Here is a 17,389-nt window from a genome sequence, read left to right as displayed (position 1 = left end):
CAGTTCATAAAAATCAGAAAAGAGCTCTAATGGCGATTTAGATTCAACGTCTGTTGCACCACTGATCTCCACACTTGAGCGTGTGCGTCTATTATCGTAATCAAGCTTCATCAGCCGATGATACACCGTGCGCAGTTTTCCAATTGCATCCGGAATGTCTTCTTCGTCCGTCAGCGTGATGTGCGTATAATCTTCTGGCCATGTTGTACCCTCATAGAAGGATCTAAAGGTCAACTCATCGTAGGTTCCTTTCAACTCGACAAGATCATGCTGCGGGACAAGGTCGATTGTTTTATATGACACTTTTCCTTTCTCAGCGAGTTCAATCACTGTTACCGACTTGCGGTCTTTTGCTTCCGAAAAGGAATATTTCAACGGTGTTCCGCAGTAACGAATATGCTCCGCACCACAATTTTGCGGCGAGTGAATATGTCCAAGTGCGACATAATCAAAGGGATCAAAAACATAAGCGTCCACATTATCAGATCCACCAACCGAGATTTCCTCAGATTCAGAGCGCAACGAACCCGTAACAAACTGATGTGTCACCAGAATATTTCTATTGACATGATTGATACTCAGCTTTGAAATGACGCTATTTATAGCATCTGTGTAAGTAGTAATCTCATCGTCACAAAACCTGCGGACATGAGCCGGTTTAATAAACGGCAGCATATAAACATCCACCGTACCGTATTCGTCCTGCATGGAGAAAGGTACAATCTTCCCATTATAAACCGGTGACATATGAATACCGCTGGCATCCATAATGCGAGAACCAAAAGCAATCCTTTCCGGAGAATCGTGGTTTCCGCTGATAACGAATACCTCGAGCTTTCGTTTGGCCAGCTGAACGAGAAAGTTGTCAAACAACTGAACTGCCTCCGCCGCGGGAACAGATTTGTCGTAGATATCTCCGGCAATGATCACACCATTCGGCTTTTCAGCGTCAACGACATTGATGATTTTTTTGAGTATGTATTCTTGATCTTCAAGCATCGAATACTCATTTACTCTTTTCCCCAAATGGAGGTCCGATAAGTGAATAAACTTCATAAAAACTCCTTTACCCCACTACCAACTTATTTGTCTTCTTCAAAAACTTCGCCGGGATCGGGCGGTCCAGCTGCCAGGTGATATTCATCGGCCTGCTGCCCGTGTGCTTCACGTAGTTCGCCGTGCCCAGATAGGTGTACGCCTCCGCGCCACCGGTCACACGGTCTGACTTAAACTCACGCACAAACAGCAGCACCTTGCTGCCGCGATCTTCGTGGTGAATATAGCGCTGGCCGGTGGGTGAATTCTCCGCCGTGGTGCTCTGGCTCTGCCAATGGAACAAGCTCTCATTGATGGAATAATCGTTGTACATGGTGGTTGGCGAGTAGTCCTTGTCCGCCTTGTTCAGCGTCACAAAGAATACGTCTAACTGCTTGTCCGGCAGCCATTTAACACCCTCACGCACAGTTGCCGGTTTCATAAAGTCCATCGCTACCAGTAGCTGATCGCGGGTATAGGTGCAATGCAGATCCAGAGGACAGTCAAAGCCCAGCTCCACCGGCTCGTCGATAAAGTCGATCTGCTCGAAGCGATAGCGCAGCAGCTCCAGGAGCTCACCGAGCAGAACTGTGCTGTCAGACAGGGCATAGAGGTTACTAAGCACCTCTTCGTCGTCCCAGTCCTCCACAGCCTTACCCCAGACGGTGATGTAAAACATCTGCATCATCCGCTTTTCCACATCCGGAAGCGCTGCAAAATCAAGGTTGTCCAAACGCGGAAGAACATCCAACAGGAACGAAATCCAGCAGCGGGAATCAGCCACAGCGAGCTTTGCAAACGCTTTGGTCAGGATGTCCTCCAGCGGCTCCGAAAAGTCCTCGATGGCATCCGCTCTGGCACAAATGCGAGAGAAGGAGGAAAACTTGTAGATCGCCCGTGGGTCAAGATGGTAGTAATCCAAGAAATTTTTGAGCGTCAGCTCCAGCCCGCTGTCCTCCGCAAAGGAGGCCGCGCGAGCCACCAACCCAGCCGTATTGCCATAGGAGGCGCGGATATTCTCCAAAATGTATTTGGCCGCCTTCTTCTCCAGCTGGATATAGCAGCCCTTGGGGACAGACACAAAACCGTCCTTGATCTCCCGGCTCACGCTGCGGGTGGTATTCGACAGCAGCGCCGCAAACTTATCTTCAAAATTGTATTTTCTATTCGCCTGACCGATGAAGTCCAGCACGGTCAGGCATTCCTTGTCCTCGGACAGACGCAGACCGCGCCCCAACTGCTGCAAGAAGATCGTCAGGGATTCGGTGGGGCGCAGGAACAGAACCGTATTGACTTCCGGAATATCCACGCCCTCGTTGTAGATATCCACGACGAAGATGAATCGCACCTCGCCGGACACCAAGCGCCGCTTGGCCGCCGCTCTTTCCTCGTCCGAAGATTGCCCGGTGAGGCACATGGACGGGATGCTGTGGTCGTTAAAATAGCGGCACATAAATTCCGCGTGATCGACCGTCACGCAGAAGCCGAGGCCCTTCACCTCGTCAATGTCCGTCACATATTTCAGCAGTGCCGTCACCACATGGTCGGCGCGGCGGTCGGCAACCGCCCCGCTGAACGTGTAGATGTGCTCCAGCTCACTCTTTTGGTAGCCACCGGCAGACCATTTGAGCGCATCCAGATCCACTGTATCGGTAACACCAAAATACTGGAACGGGCACAGGAGCTTTCGGTCAATGGCTTCCGGCAGACGGATCTCCGCTGCAATGCGGTTATGGAAGTATGGCAGGATACTCTTGCCGTCCATACGTTCCGGAGTAGCGGTCAAGCCCAGCAGGATGCGCGGCTGGTAGTAGGACAAAAGCTTCTGGTAAGTCGGCGCGGCGGCATGGTGGAATTCGTCTGCCAATGTCAAGAGAAGACTAAAAAATTTTGAAAGATTTTTCATGAAAAAAGACACCGGTCACGAAGATCGATGTCCTTTTCCCTGAAAAACCCGTATTCAATTCAGAATCGCCTTATGCGTTACTAAGGAACTGCTTAAACACATTATTGAAATTCCACTCAATCTCAATGTGTTCATTGTCGGTAATGTAGACTGCCTTGATGAAGGTCTTGATCATCTCAGAAGTCAATGCATCTGCTTTCTCGTAGTGATGCACACTTTCGAGAACATTAGATACTTCGCTGCTGTCTGCCGCTCTCACTTCCTCTGCCTTGGCCTCCAATGCTGCAATCTGTTCTTCCAGTTGCCCTATCTGTGCCGTAAGCTCTTCACGTCTTTTTAGGTATGCAGCTTTATCCATGTCCCCGGCCATGAACCGGTCAATGTTTGCGAACTTATCTGTATTGGCCTTCGCCAGCTTGCGTTGAAGCTCAGTGATTTGCAAAGCACAGGTTTTCTGCTCATTCCCTAAAGAGGACTGATGCTTCTGGAGCCGCTTCTCCAATCTCTCGCTCAACGCAAAGAATTGTTTCAGCGACTGCCATACTGCATCTGTAATCACGTCCTCATACAGCTTGTCCTTACAGCACTCCGCCTTATTTGTCCTGCGCACGTACCCACACTGAAAATAGGGACGTTTCATTTGGCCATAGTATTGAAGGGCACGGCCACAGGATCCACACCGGGCAACACCACGGAAAAGGTACTCTTTCGGCTGCCGCTTTTCCGGCTTCTTGATTTTCCGGATGACCTTCTGAGCTTCCATGAATTCTTCTTTGCTCACTATGGCCTCGTGCATTCCCTCAACAATAATTTGCTCTTCTTTCGGTACTGCGGCTGTATGTTTACCACCGACAGTGACAGCTGTGCGTTTATGGCCTACTACAGCGCCATAGTACATTTCCTGCTGCAATATTTTCAAAACGCCGGTGCTTGTCCAAAAGGTCTGGGGAGATGTATTGCGGAACTTCTTGCTCTCCGGATGGTGCTGCATGTAGTAAAAGCCCGGAGTAACAATTCCATCCTCATTCAGTTGCCCAGCTATCTGTCCCGTGTTCATGCCCGCCAATGCGGCATCAAAGATACGCCTCACAACAGCCGCAGCGTCCGGATCAATCGCCAACTTATTCTTGATTGTCTCGTGCCTGCGAAGGCCGTAGGGAACATGACCACCAAGGTACTCGCCACGCTTCATTTTGGAACTCTTGGCCGTTTTCACCTTCACGGAAAGATCTTTGCTGTAATAGTCATACACGATATTCTTCATGACCACATCTAAGCCGCCCGTGGTTCCCTTATAGTCATTGCTGTCATACTGGTCATTGACAGAGATGAACCGAACACCCAAGAACGGGAAAATCCGCTCCAGATAATCTCCCAGCTCAATATAGTTCCGGCCAAAGCGTGAGAAGTCTTTCACTATCACGCAGTTAATCTCGCCGGTTTTGATTTTCTCCAGCAGTTTCTCAAAGGAAGGCCTGTCAAAATTGGTGCCACTGTATCCATCATCAAAAAACTCCGATTGAGGGCATCCTGCAAATTCAGGGCGGCTATCTATGAACCGGTTAATCAGGTCACGCTGGTGAGCAATACTATCGCTTTCCGTTTTGCCCTCTTTTCTGGACAAGTCCACATCCGCCTGAGACAGGCGGATATACTTTCCGAGCCGGTAATCAACCATTCAACAACGCCTCCTTTCCCATCATTTCATCCAACAACTCCAGCAAAAGCTGGTGGTCTTCCTTGTAATTCAGCTTTACTTCAATGCGTTTTCCTTCAAAGACATAAACCGCAGCAATCAGTCGGTCAACAACCTCTGCATCCAATTCTGTAGCATCCTTTATGCCACGGATAGCACTCAGCCACTCGTTATTCACAGAAAATGCTCGGTCAAAACATTCTTTCTTCTGGCGGGCTTCATCTAACCGGATACTCAGAGCAGCATATTGATCATCATACTGCGCTTTTGCAAACAGGTATTCCTGATTATCCAGTACACCCTCCACATAGCTCTCATACAACCCCTCTCGCTTAGTGGCAACTTTTCCAAGCTGCCGAGTGAGATTGTTTATTTCACTCTGATACCGGTCACGGATATTCCGTTCCCCGGCACTTCCTTTGAGCTGACTAAGCAGCCGCTCCATATTAGCAGCCACGTTGACCTGCTGTTGGATTGTGGCGAAGACAGCTTCTTTCACATCAGCATAGAGCATCCCGTGTCGAGTACATGTGCGCTTTCTGGTATCAATATATCCAGCACAGGCATAATAATCACTTCGATTATCAGCCCTCATGCTCCGTTTGATAAAACGCATCCTTTTCCCACAATCACCGCAGTATATCTTCTTGTCAAAAAGGTTGATGACAGCGGCACGGGCTTCTTGCGTTTTATCTTTCGTTACCTTATAAATTGCGGAGGTTTCAGCAAATATTGCCTGAACACGTTCAAACAACTCTCGATCCACAATCGGTTCATGATGATTAGAAATGACACGCCATTCTTCTCTCGGCGCACGGTGCATCCTTACACCTTCGTACAAGGATTTTGGAATACGTCCATAAACCAAATCTCCCACATAATATGGTTTTTTCAGCATGTCAACAATGGAGCGTGGAAACCATTCTGTTGTTTTATACTTCTCAGCGTGCCAAATACCTAACTGCACCTTTCGCATAGATGGTGTGGTTGCACCTACTGCATTCAACCTCCGGCAGATTTCTCCGTGTGAAACGCCTTCGGCCTTCCATTGATATATATTACGGACATGATCTGCGACCTCTTCATCAATATCCAGTCCGTACTGAACTGTCTTCGACTTCACATAGCCATAAGGGACAAAACCGGGAAGAAACTCACCCTTTTCCTGTCTTGCCCGAAAGGACGTGATAATCTTCCGGGAAATATCCTTGGCATAGATGTCATTGATCATGTTTTTCAACGGTATCAACAGACTTTCCTCGGAGCCATCTGTATTGAAGCTATCAAAGTTGTCCGTGATGGAGATGAACCGAACCCCAAGGAAAGGAAAAATCTTTTCCAAATACTCACCGGCTTCAATGTAATCACGGCCAAAGCGAGAAAGATCCTTCACCAAGATGCAGTTGATTTTGCCCGCACGTACCAAATCCATCATCCGTGAGAACTCTGGCCGGTCAAAGTTGGTGCCTTTCTCCCCATTGTCAGTAAAGACTTCATAGAGCTTCAAGAAAGGCCGTTCTTCCAGATAAGACATGCAATAACTGATCTGGTTCTCAATGGAGTCTCCGTTATCCATCTTTCCGCTGTTTACAATGGAAAGTCTGGCGTAAATAGCTGTATTAAAGACAGTTGCGACATGCTGCGGGACTTCCGCAACGGTTGTGGCTGCTTTTCTGCTTTTTCTTGCCATTGCTTCATCCCTCCTTAAATTGCTGTCGGCAACTCAACAGTCTCCGACAATTTGCGGATGTACCGAATTGCTCTGGCACATTCGTCCTGATACTTGAAAAAAATCTCTATCCGGTTTCCTTCATGAACTTCGATATGTTCAATTAACTCCACAATCACCTTGCGGTCGAGGGAGTGAATGTTCTCATGCTTTTTGAATACCCCAATCCATAGCAGATCCGCCTTGTTACCAGCAACCGCTGCCTCACGTTCCTTTTCCAACTCGATGATAGAGGCCTCAGCATCACTGATTTTGGAAGCGTAGCTCTGCTTGAACTGGAAGTATTCCTCCTGATTGATAATCCCATCAGTCAGGTTCTCGTACAGCTTCAATTTGAACTTCTGGTTCCGCTCAATCTCTTCTTTGAGCCTTACAATCTGTGCATCAAAATTGAAGACGTTACGCTGCTGCTCTGGCAGATCATCCACAAAATTCAGCAGACGCTCCAAATTCAAAATCATATTGATATGAACACGGATGGCTTCCAGCACAGTCTGTTCCAGTAGCGGTTCACTGATGCTGTGAGCGCTGCATCCTTTCCCGGCCTTATTCGTAGCGCAGACATAGTACACATACTTCCTTTTTCCGGAAGGGATGGTCTTGCGGATCATGTTCTGGCCGCAATCTGCGCATGACAAAAAGCCGGAGAACAGATAAACTGCATCTTCGGCTGGTGATGTGCGGACATCCCGTTTCAGGAGGCTGCGCACGGCAACAAAATCCTCATGGTCAATGATGGCCTCGTGAGAATTTTCAATGCGCACCCATTCAGACTCGTCCTTTGGCAACAGCTTCTTTACCTTGTAATTAGGTGAGCTGGTCTTGCCCTGAATAAGAACACCAATATATAATTCGTTGGTCAGGATCCGGCTGACGGTTACAGCTGACCATTTTGCTTTTGCATGGACACGCAGTTTTGTTGGTGTCTTCATGCCCAGTGACAGCTTATATTCCATCGGGCAGAGAACGCCCTGATTATTCAGCTTGTCTGCAATTTTACTCTGGCTCATGCCCTCCAGCTTCCAACGGAAAATGGAACGCACAACCTCAGCAGCAAACGGATCCACAATGAGCTTGTTCTTGTCTTGGGGATCTTTTAGATAACCGTAAGCTGCAAAGGAACCAATGTACTCACCCTTCTTGCGCTTAATCTCCAGCTGGCTGCGGATTTTGATGGAAATGTCCTTGCAGTAAGCGTCATTGATCAAGTTCTTGAAGGGGATGATAAGGGAGTCAGACTGGCTCCGTTTTTCTGCGCTGTCATAGCCATCATTGATAGCAATGAAGCGCACATTCATAAAAGGAAATACTCTCTCGATGTAATTCCCTGCTTCAATGTAGTTTCTGCCAAACCGGGACAGGTCTTCTTGTGTCAAGTAGGGACTAAAAAAATTTTGAGAATTTACAAGCCGTTCATAGGTGGACAACCACCCGTGAACGGCTTGCGTTTTCTCTATGCTCTTTTGCCGTTCTTTGTGCGACGTTTCTTATACGCCGTCTCAAACGCCTCCATCATTGGAGTGACCGGAAGCTCGTTGTCAGGCTTGGACAGATACTCGAACCGGATGCCGTTCTCCCTGAACTTTCGCTCAAACCTTATGAAAGAGGAAGTGTCCCGGCTAATCCGTGAGGTGTCACGGGTGAGGATCGTACCGGTGCCCTGACGCTTGGCTTCGTTCAGCAAGAAGTTCATGATGCCTTCCGTATGGACGCCGGAGATGCCGTCTGCGGCAACCGCAGCAGCTACCTCATAGCCCTTGTCCTTCGCATAGCGTTCCAACTCTTCCCGCTGGTTTGCTGCCGCAAGCTGATCCGCACAGGCAACGCGGATATAAAGAAATACTTTCATTTGGCTTCTCCTTCTGATGTAGTGAGGAAGTCCTTGAACTTCCAGACGATTTCTATGTTGTCAAGATCGTAAATGTAGACCGCAGAAATGAATGCGTGGGTCAGCTCATAGGTCAGAGCTTTGCAGTCGGCGTACTGTTCGCAGACCGCATCCAGCTTTTCATCTGAACAGGAGGTCTCGGAGTCAAGCTCCTTCATCCGCTCGTGACTGTGCTGAATTGCTTCGTCGTTTTCAGCAATTTTCGCGTCCGTTGCCGCCTTTTGCTGAAGGTACGCTTCCTTCGTGATACCTCCGGCTGCGTACTTTTCGTAGAGCCTCAGCTTGGACGCCTTGTGCTGCTCGTTCTGCTTTTGAAGAATCCGGATTTTCTCAGCACATTCCTTGATGGCAGATTTCCGTAGATCACCGACCTCTCGATTTTGGACTGATTCCTTCTGTGCCAAAGCAAGAAACTGAGTAAGGGCATGGAAGACAACCTTCTCAATATCCATTTCCGGAAAGCTCCTGCCAACCGGACAGTCTGTGTTCCCGTTGTTGACCGAGTGAATGCACTGGAAGTATCGAATGCCAGCCTTGTTCTTTCGGCGCGTCATAGCACGTTTACAGTTACCGCAGCGGACGAGTCCCTTGAGCGGATAGTCCTGCTGCTTGCGCGTGGGATTCCGTCCTCCACCTCGAATGACCTTTTGAGCAAGCTCAAAGTCTTCCTTACTGACAATGGCTTCATGGGTTCCTTCTACGATGATCGGCTCATTGACAACACGCTTTTTTGAGCCGACACCGCAGGACTTCATTTTGCGGCTGACCAGCGTTCCGGTGTAAACAAGGTTTTTGAGGATGTTGTAGACCATCACGGTTTCCCAACTGATTTTCTCGCTCATGTTACTGAACTTCTTCTTGTCGGGATGCTTTCTCTTGAAGTATTGCCCCGGCGTCGGGATGCCGTCATCATTCAGGCTGCGGGCGATCTGAGAGGTATTGCTGCCTTCCAGAGCCTCGTGGAAAATACGACGGATCACATCAGCCGCCTCCGGGTCTACGGCAAGTTTGTTCCGAATGGTGGGATGCAGGACGTAGCCGTATGGAGCGTAGCCACCGACATACTTGCCTTGCTTCATCATCTGGATTTTTGCCGATGTGGTCTTTACGGAAAGGTCTTTGCTGTATGCGGCGTAGATGATGCTGCGCATAACCACTTCCAGACCGCCCGTCGTGCCTTTGTAATCGTCGCTGTCATAGCCGTCGTTGATGGAAATAAAGCGGACGCCCATGAATGGAAAGGTGCATTCCAGATAGTTTCCCGTTTCAATGTAGTCACGAGAAAAGCGGGAAAAGTCTTTGACGCAGATCAGGTTAATCTCACCGCGCTTGACCTTCTCCATCATCTGCGTGAACTGAGGACGGTGAAAGTTCGTGCCGGTATAACCGTCATCCGCAAACTCAGACCGCTGACAGCGAGACAGCTCCGGATGATTGTCAAGAAAGCGATTGATGAGCATACGTTGGTTGCCGATGCTGTCACTTTCCGCCTTGCTGCCATAGCCGGTATCTTCATCAGCCATTGAGAGGCGGATGTAGATGCCGATGTTGTATTCCTTGCTCATTTACATCGCCACCTGTACTTCCTTGATGCTCTGAACGGTCAGAGCGTAAATATCGCCGTATTTCATGACCAGCTCGATTGAGCCGTCCTCATGGACTTTCACAAGCTCTACGGACTCGTCAACCAACTCATGAGAGAGCATCGTTGCACCGCTGACGGATTTCATCAGCGTGAGCCACTTGTTGTCCTCGGACATTGCCTCGGCAAACTTTACCTTCCGCTGAACCGCTTCATCCAACCGCCGTGAAAGATCGACATACTGCTCATCGTAGGCTTTCTTGGCAAAGGCGTATTCCTCTTCATCGAGAATGCCTTCCGTGAAGTCCTCATAGAGCCGAGTACGCTTCTTGGAGATGCCGCTGAGTTTCAGATTCAGGCTTGTGATGAGCGCATTCTGCTGATCGCGGATGCTGCGTTCGCCTTCGCTGTTTCTCAGCTTGGCAAGCAGCTTGTCGTAATTGAGAGCCGCCTTGACTTGAAGCTGGATCGCCGCAAGCACATCGGCTTCGAGTTTGTCCTGCCGCGTATAGTGTGGCGTACAGAGATTGCCGCGCTTGACGGATGAACTGCACTCATAGAAGGCGTACCATGCGCCGTCCTTGCGCTTGTCAACGCGCTTGCGATGGAAATAGAGCTTCCTGCCGCAGTCTGCGCAGACGATTTTGTCTTCAAAGAGATTGATCAGTGTAGCACGGATTTTCTCCGTGCGCTCCATCTTCTCAATCCTTGTCCTTGCAGCAGCGTCGCGCAGCTCTTGTACCTTTTGGAAGTCCTCACGGGAAATAATCGCCTCGTGAGTATTGGGAAAAACAATCCATTCCTCGCGGTCGATATGCTGATTCTTGACGCCCTTGTAGATGGCGTTCAGCGTCCGTCCGAGAACGGTATCGCCGACGTAATGGGGATTATCCAGAATGGTAGTGAGTGAAGACTTGTTCCAAATCTTCTTTGCCGTAGCATTGCCTGTGCGGACGCCGACCTGATACTTCTGAAACTCCGGATTGGGCGCGTTCATTGCATCAAGCCGGTCTGCAATCGCAGGAAGGGACAATCCTTCAATTTTCCATTGGAAAATCTTCCGGACAATCGGTGCGGTTTCTTCATCGAAAACCATATTGCTGTGTTCTTCATCCCAGCGATAACCATACGGGAGATTGCGCTTCTTGAACTCTCCACTTTCCATCTGTGCTTTGAGCGCAGTAGAAACCTTGCGGGAGATGTCCTTCGAGTAAAGGGTGTTGATCATGTTTTGCAGAGGGATGATGAGGCTTTCGCCGGAGCCGTCCGTATCAAAGTTGTCGTAGTTCTCTTTGATAGCGATAAACCGAAGCCCGATCTGCGGAAAGACCCGTTCCAGATAGGTTCCAGCCTCGATGTAGTCACGCCCGAACCGGCTGAGATCACGAACTACAAGGCACTTGATCCTGCCGGTGCGGATGTCGTTCATCAGCCGGTTGAACTCCGGTCTATCAAAAACCGTTCCTGTTCGTCCGTTGTCCACATAGGTATCTATCAGATTCAGGCAGGGACGCTCTGCAATGTAGGACTTGCAAATCTCAATCTGATTTGCGATGACATCCACCTTTTCGGACTTGCCGCTGTTTTCAACGGAAAGACGGGCATAGATGGCTGTTGAGAAGACCTCGGAAGAAACAGGTTCGATAACCGGCTCTTCGACTGCAATTTGTTTTCTGCTTTTTCTTGCCATTTGCTCATCCCTCCTTTATACGGCAATATCCAGTTCGTCGGCATAGCCGAGAATGTATTCAAGCGTCTGCTGGTATTCGTCCCTATATTTGAAGACGATTTCGATTGCATGGTTTTCGTGAATCAGGATGCGGTCAACCAACGACATCAGCACACGGCGGTTCAGCTCTTCGACGTTTTCATACTGCTTGAAAAGCGTCACCCAGTTTCGTTCAGTCGTACCGGTTGTCACCGTCTGCTTCATTTCTTTTTTAACCCGCAGAAGCGCGTCCTGCTTGCCCTCAATGATTTTGGTGTAGCTGTTGCGGAACTCGAAGTATTCCGATTTATCAATGACGCCGCCGATGAAGTTCTCGTAAAGCCCCAGCTTGAGCTTTTGGTACCGTTCAATCTCTTCCTCGATTTTGGCGATCTGAGCTTCGTAATTGAAAGCCTTACGGCTCTGAGACGGAAGCCGTTCTATCATCGCAAGCGCGTGTTCCAGATTGATGACAAGCTCGATCTGGTCATGAATGGCACGGAAGACCTTCTCTTCAACCTCTTTTGCGGCGATGCTGTGCGGGCTGCACGTCCGGCTGTGCTTATTGGTGGAGCAGACGTAGTAGATATACTTTTTCGTCTTCGACGGGACGGTCTTGCGGATCATTGGCTGCTGACAGTCTCCGCAGAACAGGAAGCCGGAAAACAGATGCGCTTCGTCCTGATCGGGTGAGCAGCGCATATCCCGCTGCATCATGACCTTGACTGCCATGAAGTCCTCGTAGGACACAAGAGCTTCATGCGCATTTTCAACCTTGACCCACTCGGATTCATCCTTGCTTTTCACGACGCGGACTTTGTAGTTGGGAGTGCCTCGCTTGCCCTGAGCCAGAACGCCGATATAAACCTCGTTGGTGAGAATACGCTGGACGGCTTTATATGTCCATTTTGCGGTATCGCTGGTCTTGAAGACGGTATCAAACTTCACACCGGCGGAATGCTTGTATTCCATTGGGGACAGGACGCCCATCTGGTTCAGACGCTTTGCAATACGTCCGATGGAGAAGCCGTCCTTGTACATGGAAAAGATCATCTGCACATATTCGCTGACCGCTTCATCCACGATGAGCTGGTTTTTGTTCTCCGGCGATTTCATGTAACCGTAAGGCGCGAACGAGCCGACGAACTCACCGCTCTTCTGCTTGACTTCCAGACTGCTTCGGATTTTCATGGAGATGTCCTTGCAGTAAGAATCGTTAATCAGGTTTTTGAACGGGATAACAAAGGAGTCGGACTGCGGATCACCGGTCAGACTGTCATACGCATCATTGATTGCGATGAAGCGAATGCCGAGCTGCGGGAAAATCTTCTCAATGTAGCGTCCGCCGTCGATGTAGTTTCTTGAGAAGCGGCTGAGATCCTTGACTACAATGCAGTCAAGCGCACCCTTGCGGATTGCCTCTTCCAGCTTTTTGAACTGAGGACGATTGAAGGAAACGCCGCTGTAACCGTCATCCACAAACGGCTCACAGACCAGCTCCAAATCCTTATGTCTTGCGATATAGTCCTCGCAGATAGCTCTCTGACTGGCGATGGAGTTGCTTTCTACTTTGTCTCCATCCTCACGGGACAGACGGCAGTAGATCGCCGTGCGGTAAACCTTATCTGGCATAAAAATAACCTCCGTTTTTCTGTTTGGTGTGGTACATCAAATCAGAAAGACGAAGGCTTGCTTCAACTCTTATGAAGAGAAACACGAAAGCGCCACATGACCATCAGGGCAAGCGGCTTAATCCGTATTCTTCTTTTTTTGACCGATTTCATTATACCACAGGCTCAATCGCTTGTCCATAGAACCGGGTGAAAAGATTCAGACTGTTCATAAATCAAAGACCTCTCAGATAGTGTTCCAGACAATCTTCCATTGTCGTGTCCGTCTCGGCGAAGCTGATCTTCACCACTGTCTTCCCGTCCAGATAACAATAAGGATTTCTGATCTGCTTGATGAACTCCCTCAGCCTGTCCTCTCGCGGTGCCGCAGGATCAAGCCGGATGCTGCTTCTCTGAACGAGTGTGCTTCGGTCAACCGTTTTCGGGCTGACATTTTTCATTGTTTCAATGCCCATCATATTCTAAGCACCTCCTGTTTCGTGAAAATATTCAGGACAAAAGGATATGGCAGAGCATCTTGTGAAGATACCCTGCCACATAGTTTTCATCCTGAAACTATATAGTAAGTTTCTTTTGGGTTTGTTTCATTGTCCGGCATATTTGCAGCTCGCGCCCCTGCCAGAAGAACTTTGTAGTTCCGGGAATGCTGCGGACTACCAATGGTCAATCGGTATCATGGGACTCTCACCCCTCCGAGGATCGCTCCGAGCCGCCCATTCAAAGAAAAGACGGAAGTATCATTATACCCGGCATCTGCATCGTCGCAAGCAGCCGCACCACACGACTGTTATAGCTCTCCGGAGGTCGCTCACTCCCTTTCGGGAGGTCTTGGCGTCGGAAGCTGTGTTGCTTCGCAGAAGCGGAAAGATCCGCAGCACTGAACTATTCAGTTTTCAAGGAGCAGTGAAGTGGTCTGATTGACCCTTTCACTTTACAACGGACATCTTTTTGCCGTTTGTTGAGTACCGCTCAAAAAATACTTTGAAATTTTTTCTGCACCGCTGCTTTGAGGTCAAATGCAGCTCTGATGCCGATGCCTTTCCTTCGGGCAAACTCTCGAAGAGTCAGTCCTTCACGGGTCATCGCAAGATACAATTCGCGCTGCTTCTCGGTCAGAATGGAAAGAAGCTCCTTCTCTTTGAGGGCGGTGATCAGTTCCTCCATGCAGTCGCGGGAGTCTGCCAGCCATGCAGCGGACTTCACATCGTCCTCCGGCATAGCGTCAAGGGACAGCACGGTATCAGAAATTTTCTCTGCGCCGTCATCATCCTCAGAGGTGTTGTCAGAGCCATACGAGCGTCTGATCCGCTTTTCCTCTGCGCGAAGGATTCGCATGACCTTACGATCAACCTCTGTTACTTCGCCGGTTCGTTTCACGCGCACCATGCACTTGCCGTCCTCCGTAGTCCATAGGTTGTAATCGAACGCGATAGGGGTCTTAGGGATTTTCATTGTTCATCCTTTCCGCTGCGCGGGAGCAGCGGGAAGGGTGAAGACAGAAAAAGAGCCGCATGACGGTGAGGTTTGAATCCCATGCCGATAAAACAGAGCAATTAAACTCTGTCTCATGCGGCATTAGGATGACTTCACCTATCAGGCGGCTCCACAGCTCAGCTATGACATATATTTTATTTTAGAACAGAGGCTTGTCCTCCGGTTCTTACTTGGTACGCGGTCGCAGTCTTCTCATATTCAGCACATCAAAGACTGTGATCCGCCCGCATTTCTTGCACTTGGATTCTACATGACCTCTCGTGTCTTCGTAGACAGCAATGGCATTATGCTGACAATAGGGACATTTCAGGTATCGGGGCTTCTGCTGGGAAATGGCAACTCTTGCCCTGCGGATTTTTTCGATCAGCTCCGGCGTCGGTTCCTGAACCCGAATGGATGCTCTCTTCATTACCACACCTCCAATGGGTCAACATACTCACTGAATGGACGATCTACCATGTAGCCGAGCTGACGAAGGCGGATAGACGCCGTTGTCTTGGAGACACCGAACAACCGGCAGAAAAGGCGCAGCGTTAAGTGATCACCATACGAATACCTCCCCTCGTAATTGATCAGCGGCGTTTCTGCAAACCGACGCATTGCCAGGTCAACCTCTTTTTGAGGAAGCAGGATCGCCGCGCCCAAGACATTTGCTTGCCACTCGTTCCAGTCCTCGCGGGTTTTCAGCTCTCGCGGTGTATAAACAGTCCGTGCGGAATATCTCATTTCGCAGGATGCCTTTACCTCTTCCGATTCCAGTTGGAAGAGAATCTGATGGGCGCACTCGTGGGCAAGGGTAAATCTGCGCTTGGCGCAGAGCCGCTGCACGTTGCCGGATAGAATGAAGCTCTCGTCCAAGATGACCTGATTACGCTTCAAAGCCAGTGTGCGCGTAATACCAAGTTCCGTGATCTTGTACTCAGTGTCGGCATAGGCAGTGACACCGCAGATGCTTCCATCCGGCGAGAGACGGGCGAATGATACGCGAAGACCGAGATAATTCTTTGCAAACTGATCAATGGGTGTTGGCAAAGCTGATCGGTCGGGCTTGTCCGCCTCATCCCCGAAAAAGAACCGATTGAAGTCCTTTGTTGTTGAGGCTGCAATTTCTTCAAGTTGGCGCTGGGATAAAATCATGAGCAGTTGTCCTCCTTTGCTTCGACGAACCACTTGTCTCCTTCGTGGAAAAGAAATGACTCCTTTCCGCGAATCTGAACTGTGTAACGGATGCCTCCGCCCCCAACCTTTTTGGATGTGGCGCGGCATTTGTATAGAATCTGGTCGATTTGAAAGATTACACCGTTGTCCCACCAGATAAGGCGAGGGAGGATTGCCCCCTCCTTGTCCACATCCAGCGTAACCGGGACGTATGCTTTTCTGTACTGTGTAGCCATTTCTGTTTTTCTCACTCCTGTTCCCTCATACCGGTGTATGCCGGTACGGATGATCTTCGGCAGCATAAATGCCTGTCCATTTGAACTGCTCAAAAGATGTAACTTTTTCGTGTACAACTACTCATGCCCCTTGACAGGATGAGCAATTCAGGATATACTATGAGTAGTTGGATTGCTCAGTCATTATTATACGCACTTCAAGTGCCTTTGTCAATAGACTTGCGCAATTTGATGTCGCAAACTTTTTGTGAACAGGAGTGATTACCAAAATGACGTTTGGAGAGAAATTCAAGGCTGAACGGGAGAAGCGGAAGCTGACCCAGCAGGAAGTAGCCGATGCACTGGGGATCAACAGGCGTATGATTACCCGGTACGAGAACGGCATTTCCTTTCCCCGTACCAAGGACGCTTACAGAAAAATCGCGGAATACTTCAAGGTGGATGTGAACTATCTGCTGACCGAGGACGAAGAGTTTGTGGTTCAGGCATCCGAGCAGTACGGCTCCCGTGGCATGAAACAGGCAAAGGACCTGATTGAAGGGATGTCCGGCTTGTTTGCGGGCGGTACGCTGTCTGAGCAGGACAAGGATGCGGTGATGAAGGCGTTGCAGGATATATATTGGGAATCCAAAGCCCGGAATGTTGAGAAATACACGCCGAAGAAATACAAGAAGACCGGTACGGACGCAGAGGAATAACTGTCTGCGTCTCGGTTTCTTGACGGATTTACTTTGACTGTTTTCAACATGAAAGGGGTGAAGGTCCCGTGATAATTCGCTCCGAGGAAATATACAAAAAGGCGAACAGCATTGTCAAAAGCTGTGGAACAAGAGATACCTTGAAGATTGCCCGTGAGCTGGGCATTCATCTCCATTTTCTTGACAATCTGAACGATCTGCTCGGAATGTACACCTACCGCCATAAAGAGCGGCATATTCTTCTGAACTCCAACATGGAGTATCTGATCATGCAAATGGTTTGCGGTCACGAGATCGGGCATGATACCTTTCACCGTGATCTTGCCAAAGGAAACGAACCGCTCCCGGAGTTCGTGCTGTTCGATATGCGCACAAAACACGAATATGAGGCGAATGCGTTTGCCTCACACCTGATCATTGACGATGATGAGCTGATTGACCTGATGAAGCAGGACTACGATGTGGTGCAGCTCTCGGCTGCAATGGGAACAAACATCAACCTGATGCTGATCAAGCTCAACGAGCTGAACCGCATGGGCTGGCAGCTCAACTTGCCTTATGTACCGCACTCTGACTTCCTGAAAAATGTCAGACCGGAGGGGTGAATGAGGATGAAGGATAGTAATTA

At 49.3% G+C, this 17,389-nt stretch carries 14 protein-coding genes and 1 pseudogene; 2 read left to right on the top strand and 13 right to left on the bottom strand.

Annotated elements, in window-relative coordinates; translation table 11 throughout:
* The 13 genes and pseudogenes from TQ39_RS14180 to TQ39_RS14120 all read right to left on the bottom strand — a co-directional run.
* Window positions 1-1,056: exonuclease SbcCD subunit D (locus tag TQ39_RS14180; RefSeq protein WP_050005997.1), on the bottom strand; the 1,056-nt coding region annotated here is incomplete at its 3' end.
* A gap of 10 nt (window positions 1,057-1,066) precedes the next feature.
* Window positions 1,067-2,899, bottom strand: a pseudogene (locus TQ39_RS14175) (DUF3427 domain-containing protein); the annotation flags it as partial.
* A gap of 112 nt (window positions 2,900-3,011) precedes the next feature.
* Window positions 3,012-4,619, bottom strand: a complete 1,608-nt coding sequence (locus TQ39_RS14170) for a recombinase family protein (protein ID WP_050005996.1) — start codon at window positions 4,617-4,619, stop codon at window positions 3,012-3,014.
* Window positions 4,612-6,327 carry a recombinase family protein gene (locus TQ39_RS14165; protein WP_050005995.1) on the bottom strand — a complete coding sequence of 572 codons (1,716 nt, stop codon included), beginning with the start codon at window positions 6,325-6,327 and terminating at the stop codon, window positions 4,612-4,614. The genes TQ39_RS14170 and TQ39_RS14165 overlap by 8 nt, the downstream gene beginning before the upstream one ends.
* A 14-nt stretch (window positions 6,328-6,341) precedes the next feature.
* The gene (locus tag TQ39_RS14160) at window positions 6,342-7,664 is read right to left on the bottom strand and encodes a recombinase family protein (RefSeq protein ID WP_050005994.1); all 1,323 of its coding nucleotides are present in this window, start codon (window positions 7,662-7,664) and stop codon (window positions 6,342-6,344) included.
* Window positions 7,665-7,819: 155 nt separating this feature from the next.
* Window positions 7,820-8,215, bottom strand: coding sequence for a recombinase family protein (locus TQ39_RS14155; protein ID WP_050005993.1), 396 nt, complete (start codon window positions 8,213-8,215; stop codon window positions 7,820-7,822).
* Window positions 8,212-9,819, bottom strand: coding sequence for a recombinase family protein (locus tag TQ39_RS14150; protein ID WP_050005992.1), 1,608 nt, complete (start codon window positions 9,817-9,819; stop codon window positions 8,212-8,214). The genes TQ39_RS14155 and TQ39_RS14150 overlap by 4 nt, the downstream gene beginning before the upstream one ends.
* A complete protein-coding gene (locus TQ39_RS14145; protein ID WP_050005991.1) occupies window positions 9,820-11,526 on the bottom strand; it encodes a recombinase family protein in 1,707 nt (568 codons plus the stop codon). It lies immediately after the preceding gene.
* A gap of 15 nt (window positions 11,527-11,541) precedes the next feature.
* On the bottom strand, window positions 11,542-13,176 hold the full coding sequence (locus tag TQ39_RS14140; protein WP_050005990.1) for a recombinase family protein: 1,635 nt from the start codon (window positions 13,174-13,176) through the stop codon (window positions 11,542-11,544).
* Window positions 13,177-13,390: 214 nt separating this feature from the next.
* Complete coding sequence (locus tag TQ39_RS14135; protein WP_050005989.1) at window positions 13,391-13,633, bottom strand: DUF6870 family protein; 243 nt, start codon at window positions 13,631-13,633, stop codon at window positions 13,391-13,393.
* Between the two features lie 511 nt (window positions 13,634-14,144).
* A complete protein-coding gene (locus TQ39_RS14130; protein ID WP_050005988.1) occupies window positions 14,145-14,627 on the bottom strand; it encodes a hypothetical protein in 483 nt (160 codons plus the stop codon).
* Between the two features lie 450 nt (window positions 14,628-15,077).
* A complete protein-coding gene (locus TQ39_RS14125; RefSeq protein ID WP_009323469.1) occupies window positions 15,078-15,806 on the bottom strand; it encodes an ImmA/IrrE family metallo-endopeptidase in 729 nt (242 codons plus the stop codon).
* Window positions 15,803-16,129: a hypothetical protein gene (locus TQ39_RS14120; protein WP_005934743.1), complete on the bottom strand. Its 327-nt coding sequence runs from the start codon at window positions 16,127-16,129 to the stop codon at window positions 15,803-15,805. The genes TQ39_RS14125 and TQ39_RS14120 overlap by 4 nt, the downstream gene beginning before the upstream one ends.
* Window positions 16,130-16,332: 203 nt before the next feature.
* On the opposite strand from TQ39_RS14120, the gene TQ39_RS14115 reads away from it, so the two are divergent.
* Both TQ39_RS14115 and TQ39_RS14110 read left to right on the top strand, forming a co-directional pair.
* Window positions 16,333-16,761, top strand: coding sequence for a helix-turn-helix domain-containing protein (locus TQ39_RS14115; RefSeq protein ID WP_005934745.1), 429 nt, complete (start codon window positions 16,333-16,335; stop codon window positions 16,759-16,761).
* 68 nt (window positions 16,762-16,829) lie between these two features.
* A complete protein-coding gene (locus TQ39_RS14110; RefSeq protein WP_005934746.1) occupies window positions 16,830-17,366 on the top strand; it encodes an ImmA/IrrE family metallo-endopeptidase in 537 nt (178 codons plus the stop codon).
* The last annotated feature ends 23 nt before the right edge of the window (window positions 17,367-17,389 follow it).

This window comes from Ruthenibacterium lactatiformans (assembly GCF_000949455.1).
GTDB lineage: Bacteria > Bacillota > Clostridia > Oscillospirales > Ruminococcaceae > Ruthenibacterium > Ruthenibacterium lactatiformans.
Note: the sequence above shows the minus strand (reverse complement) of the source record. Positions and strands in the feature narration are given on the sequence as shown.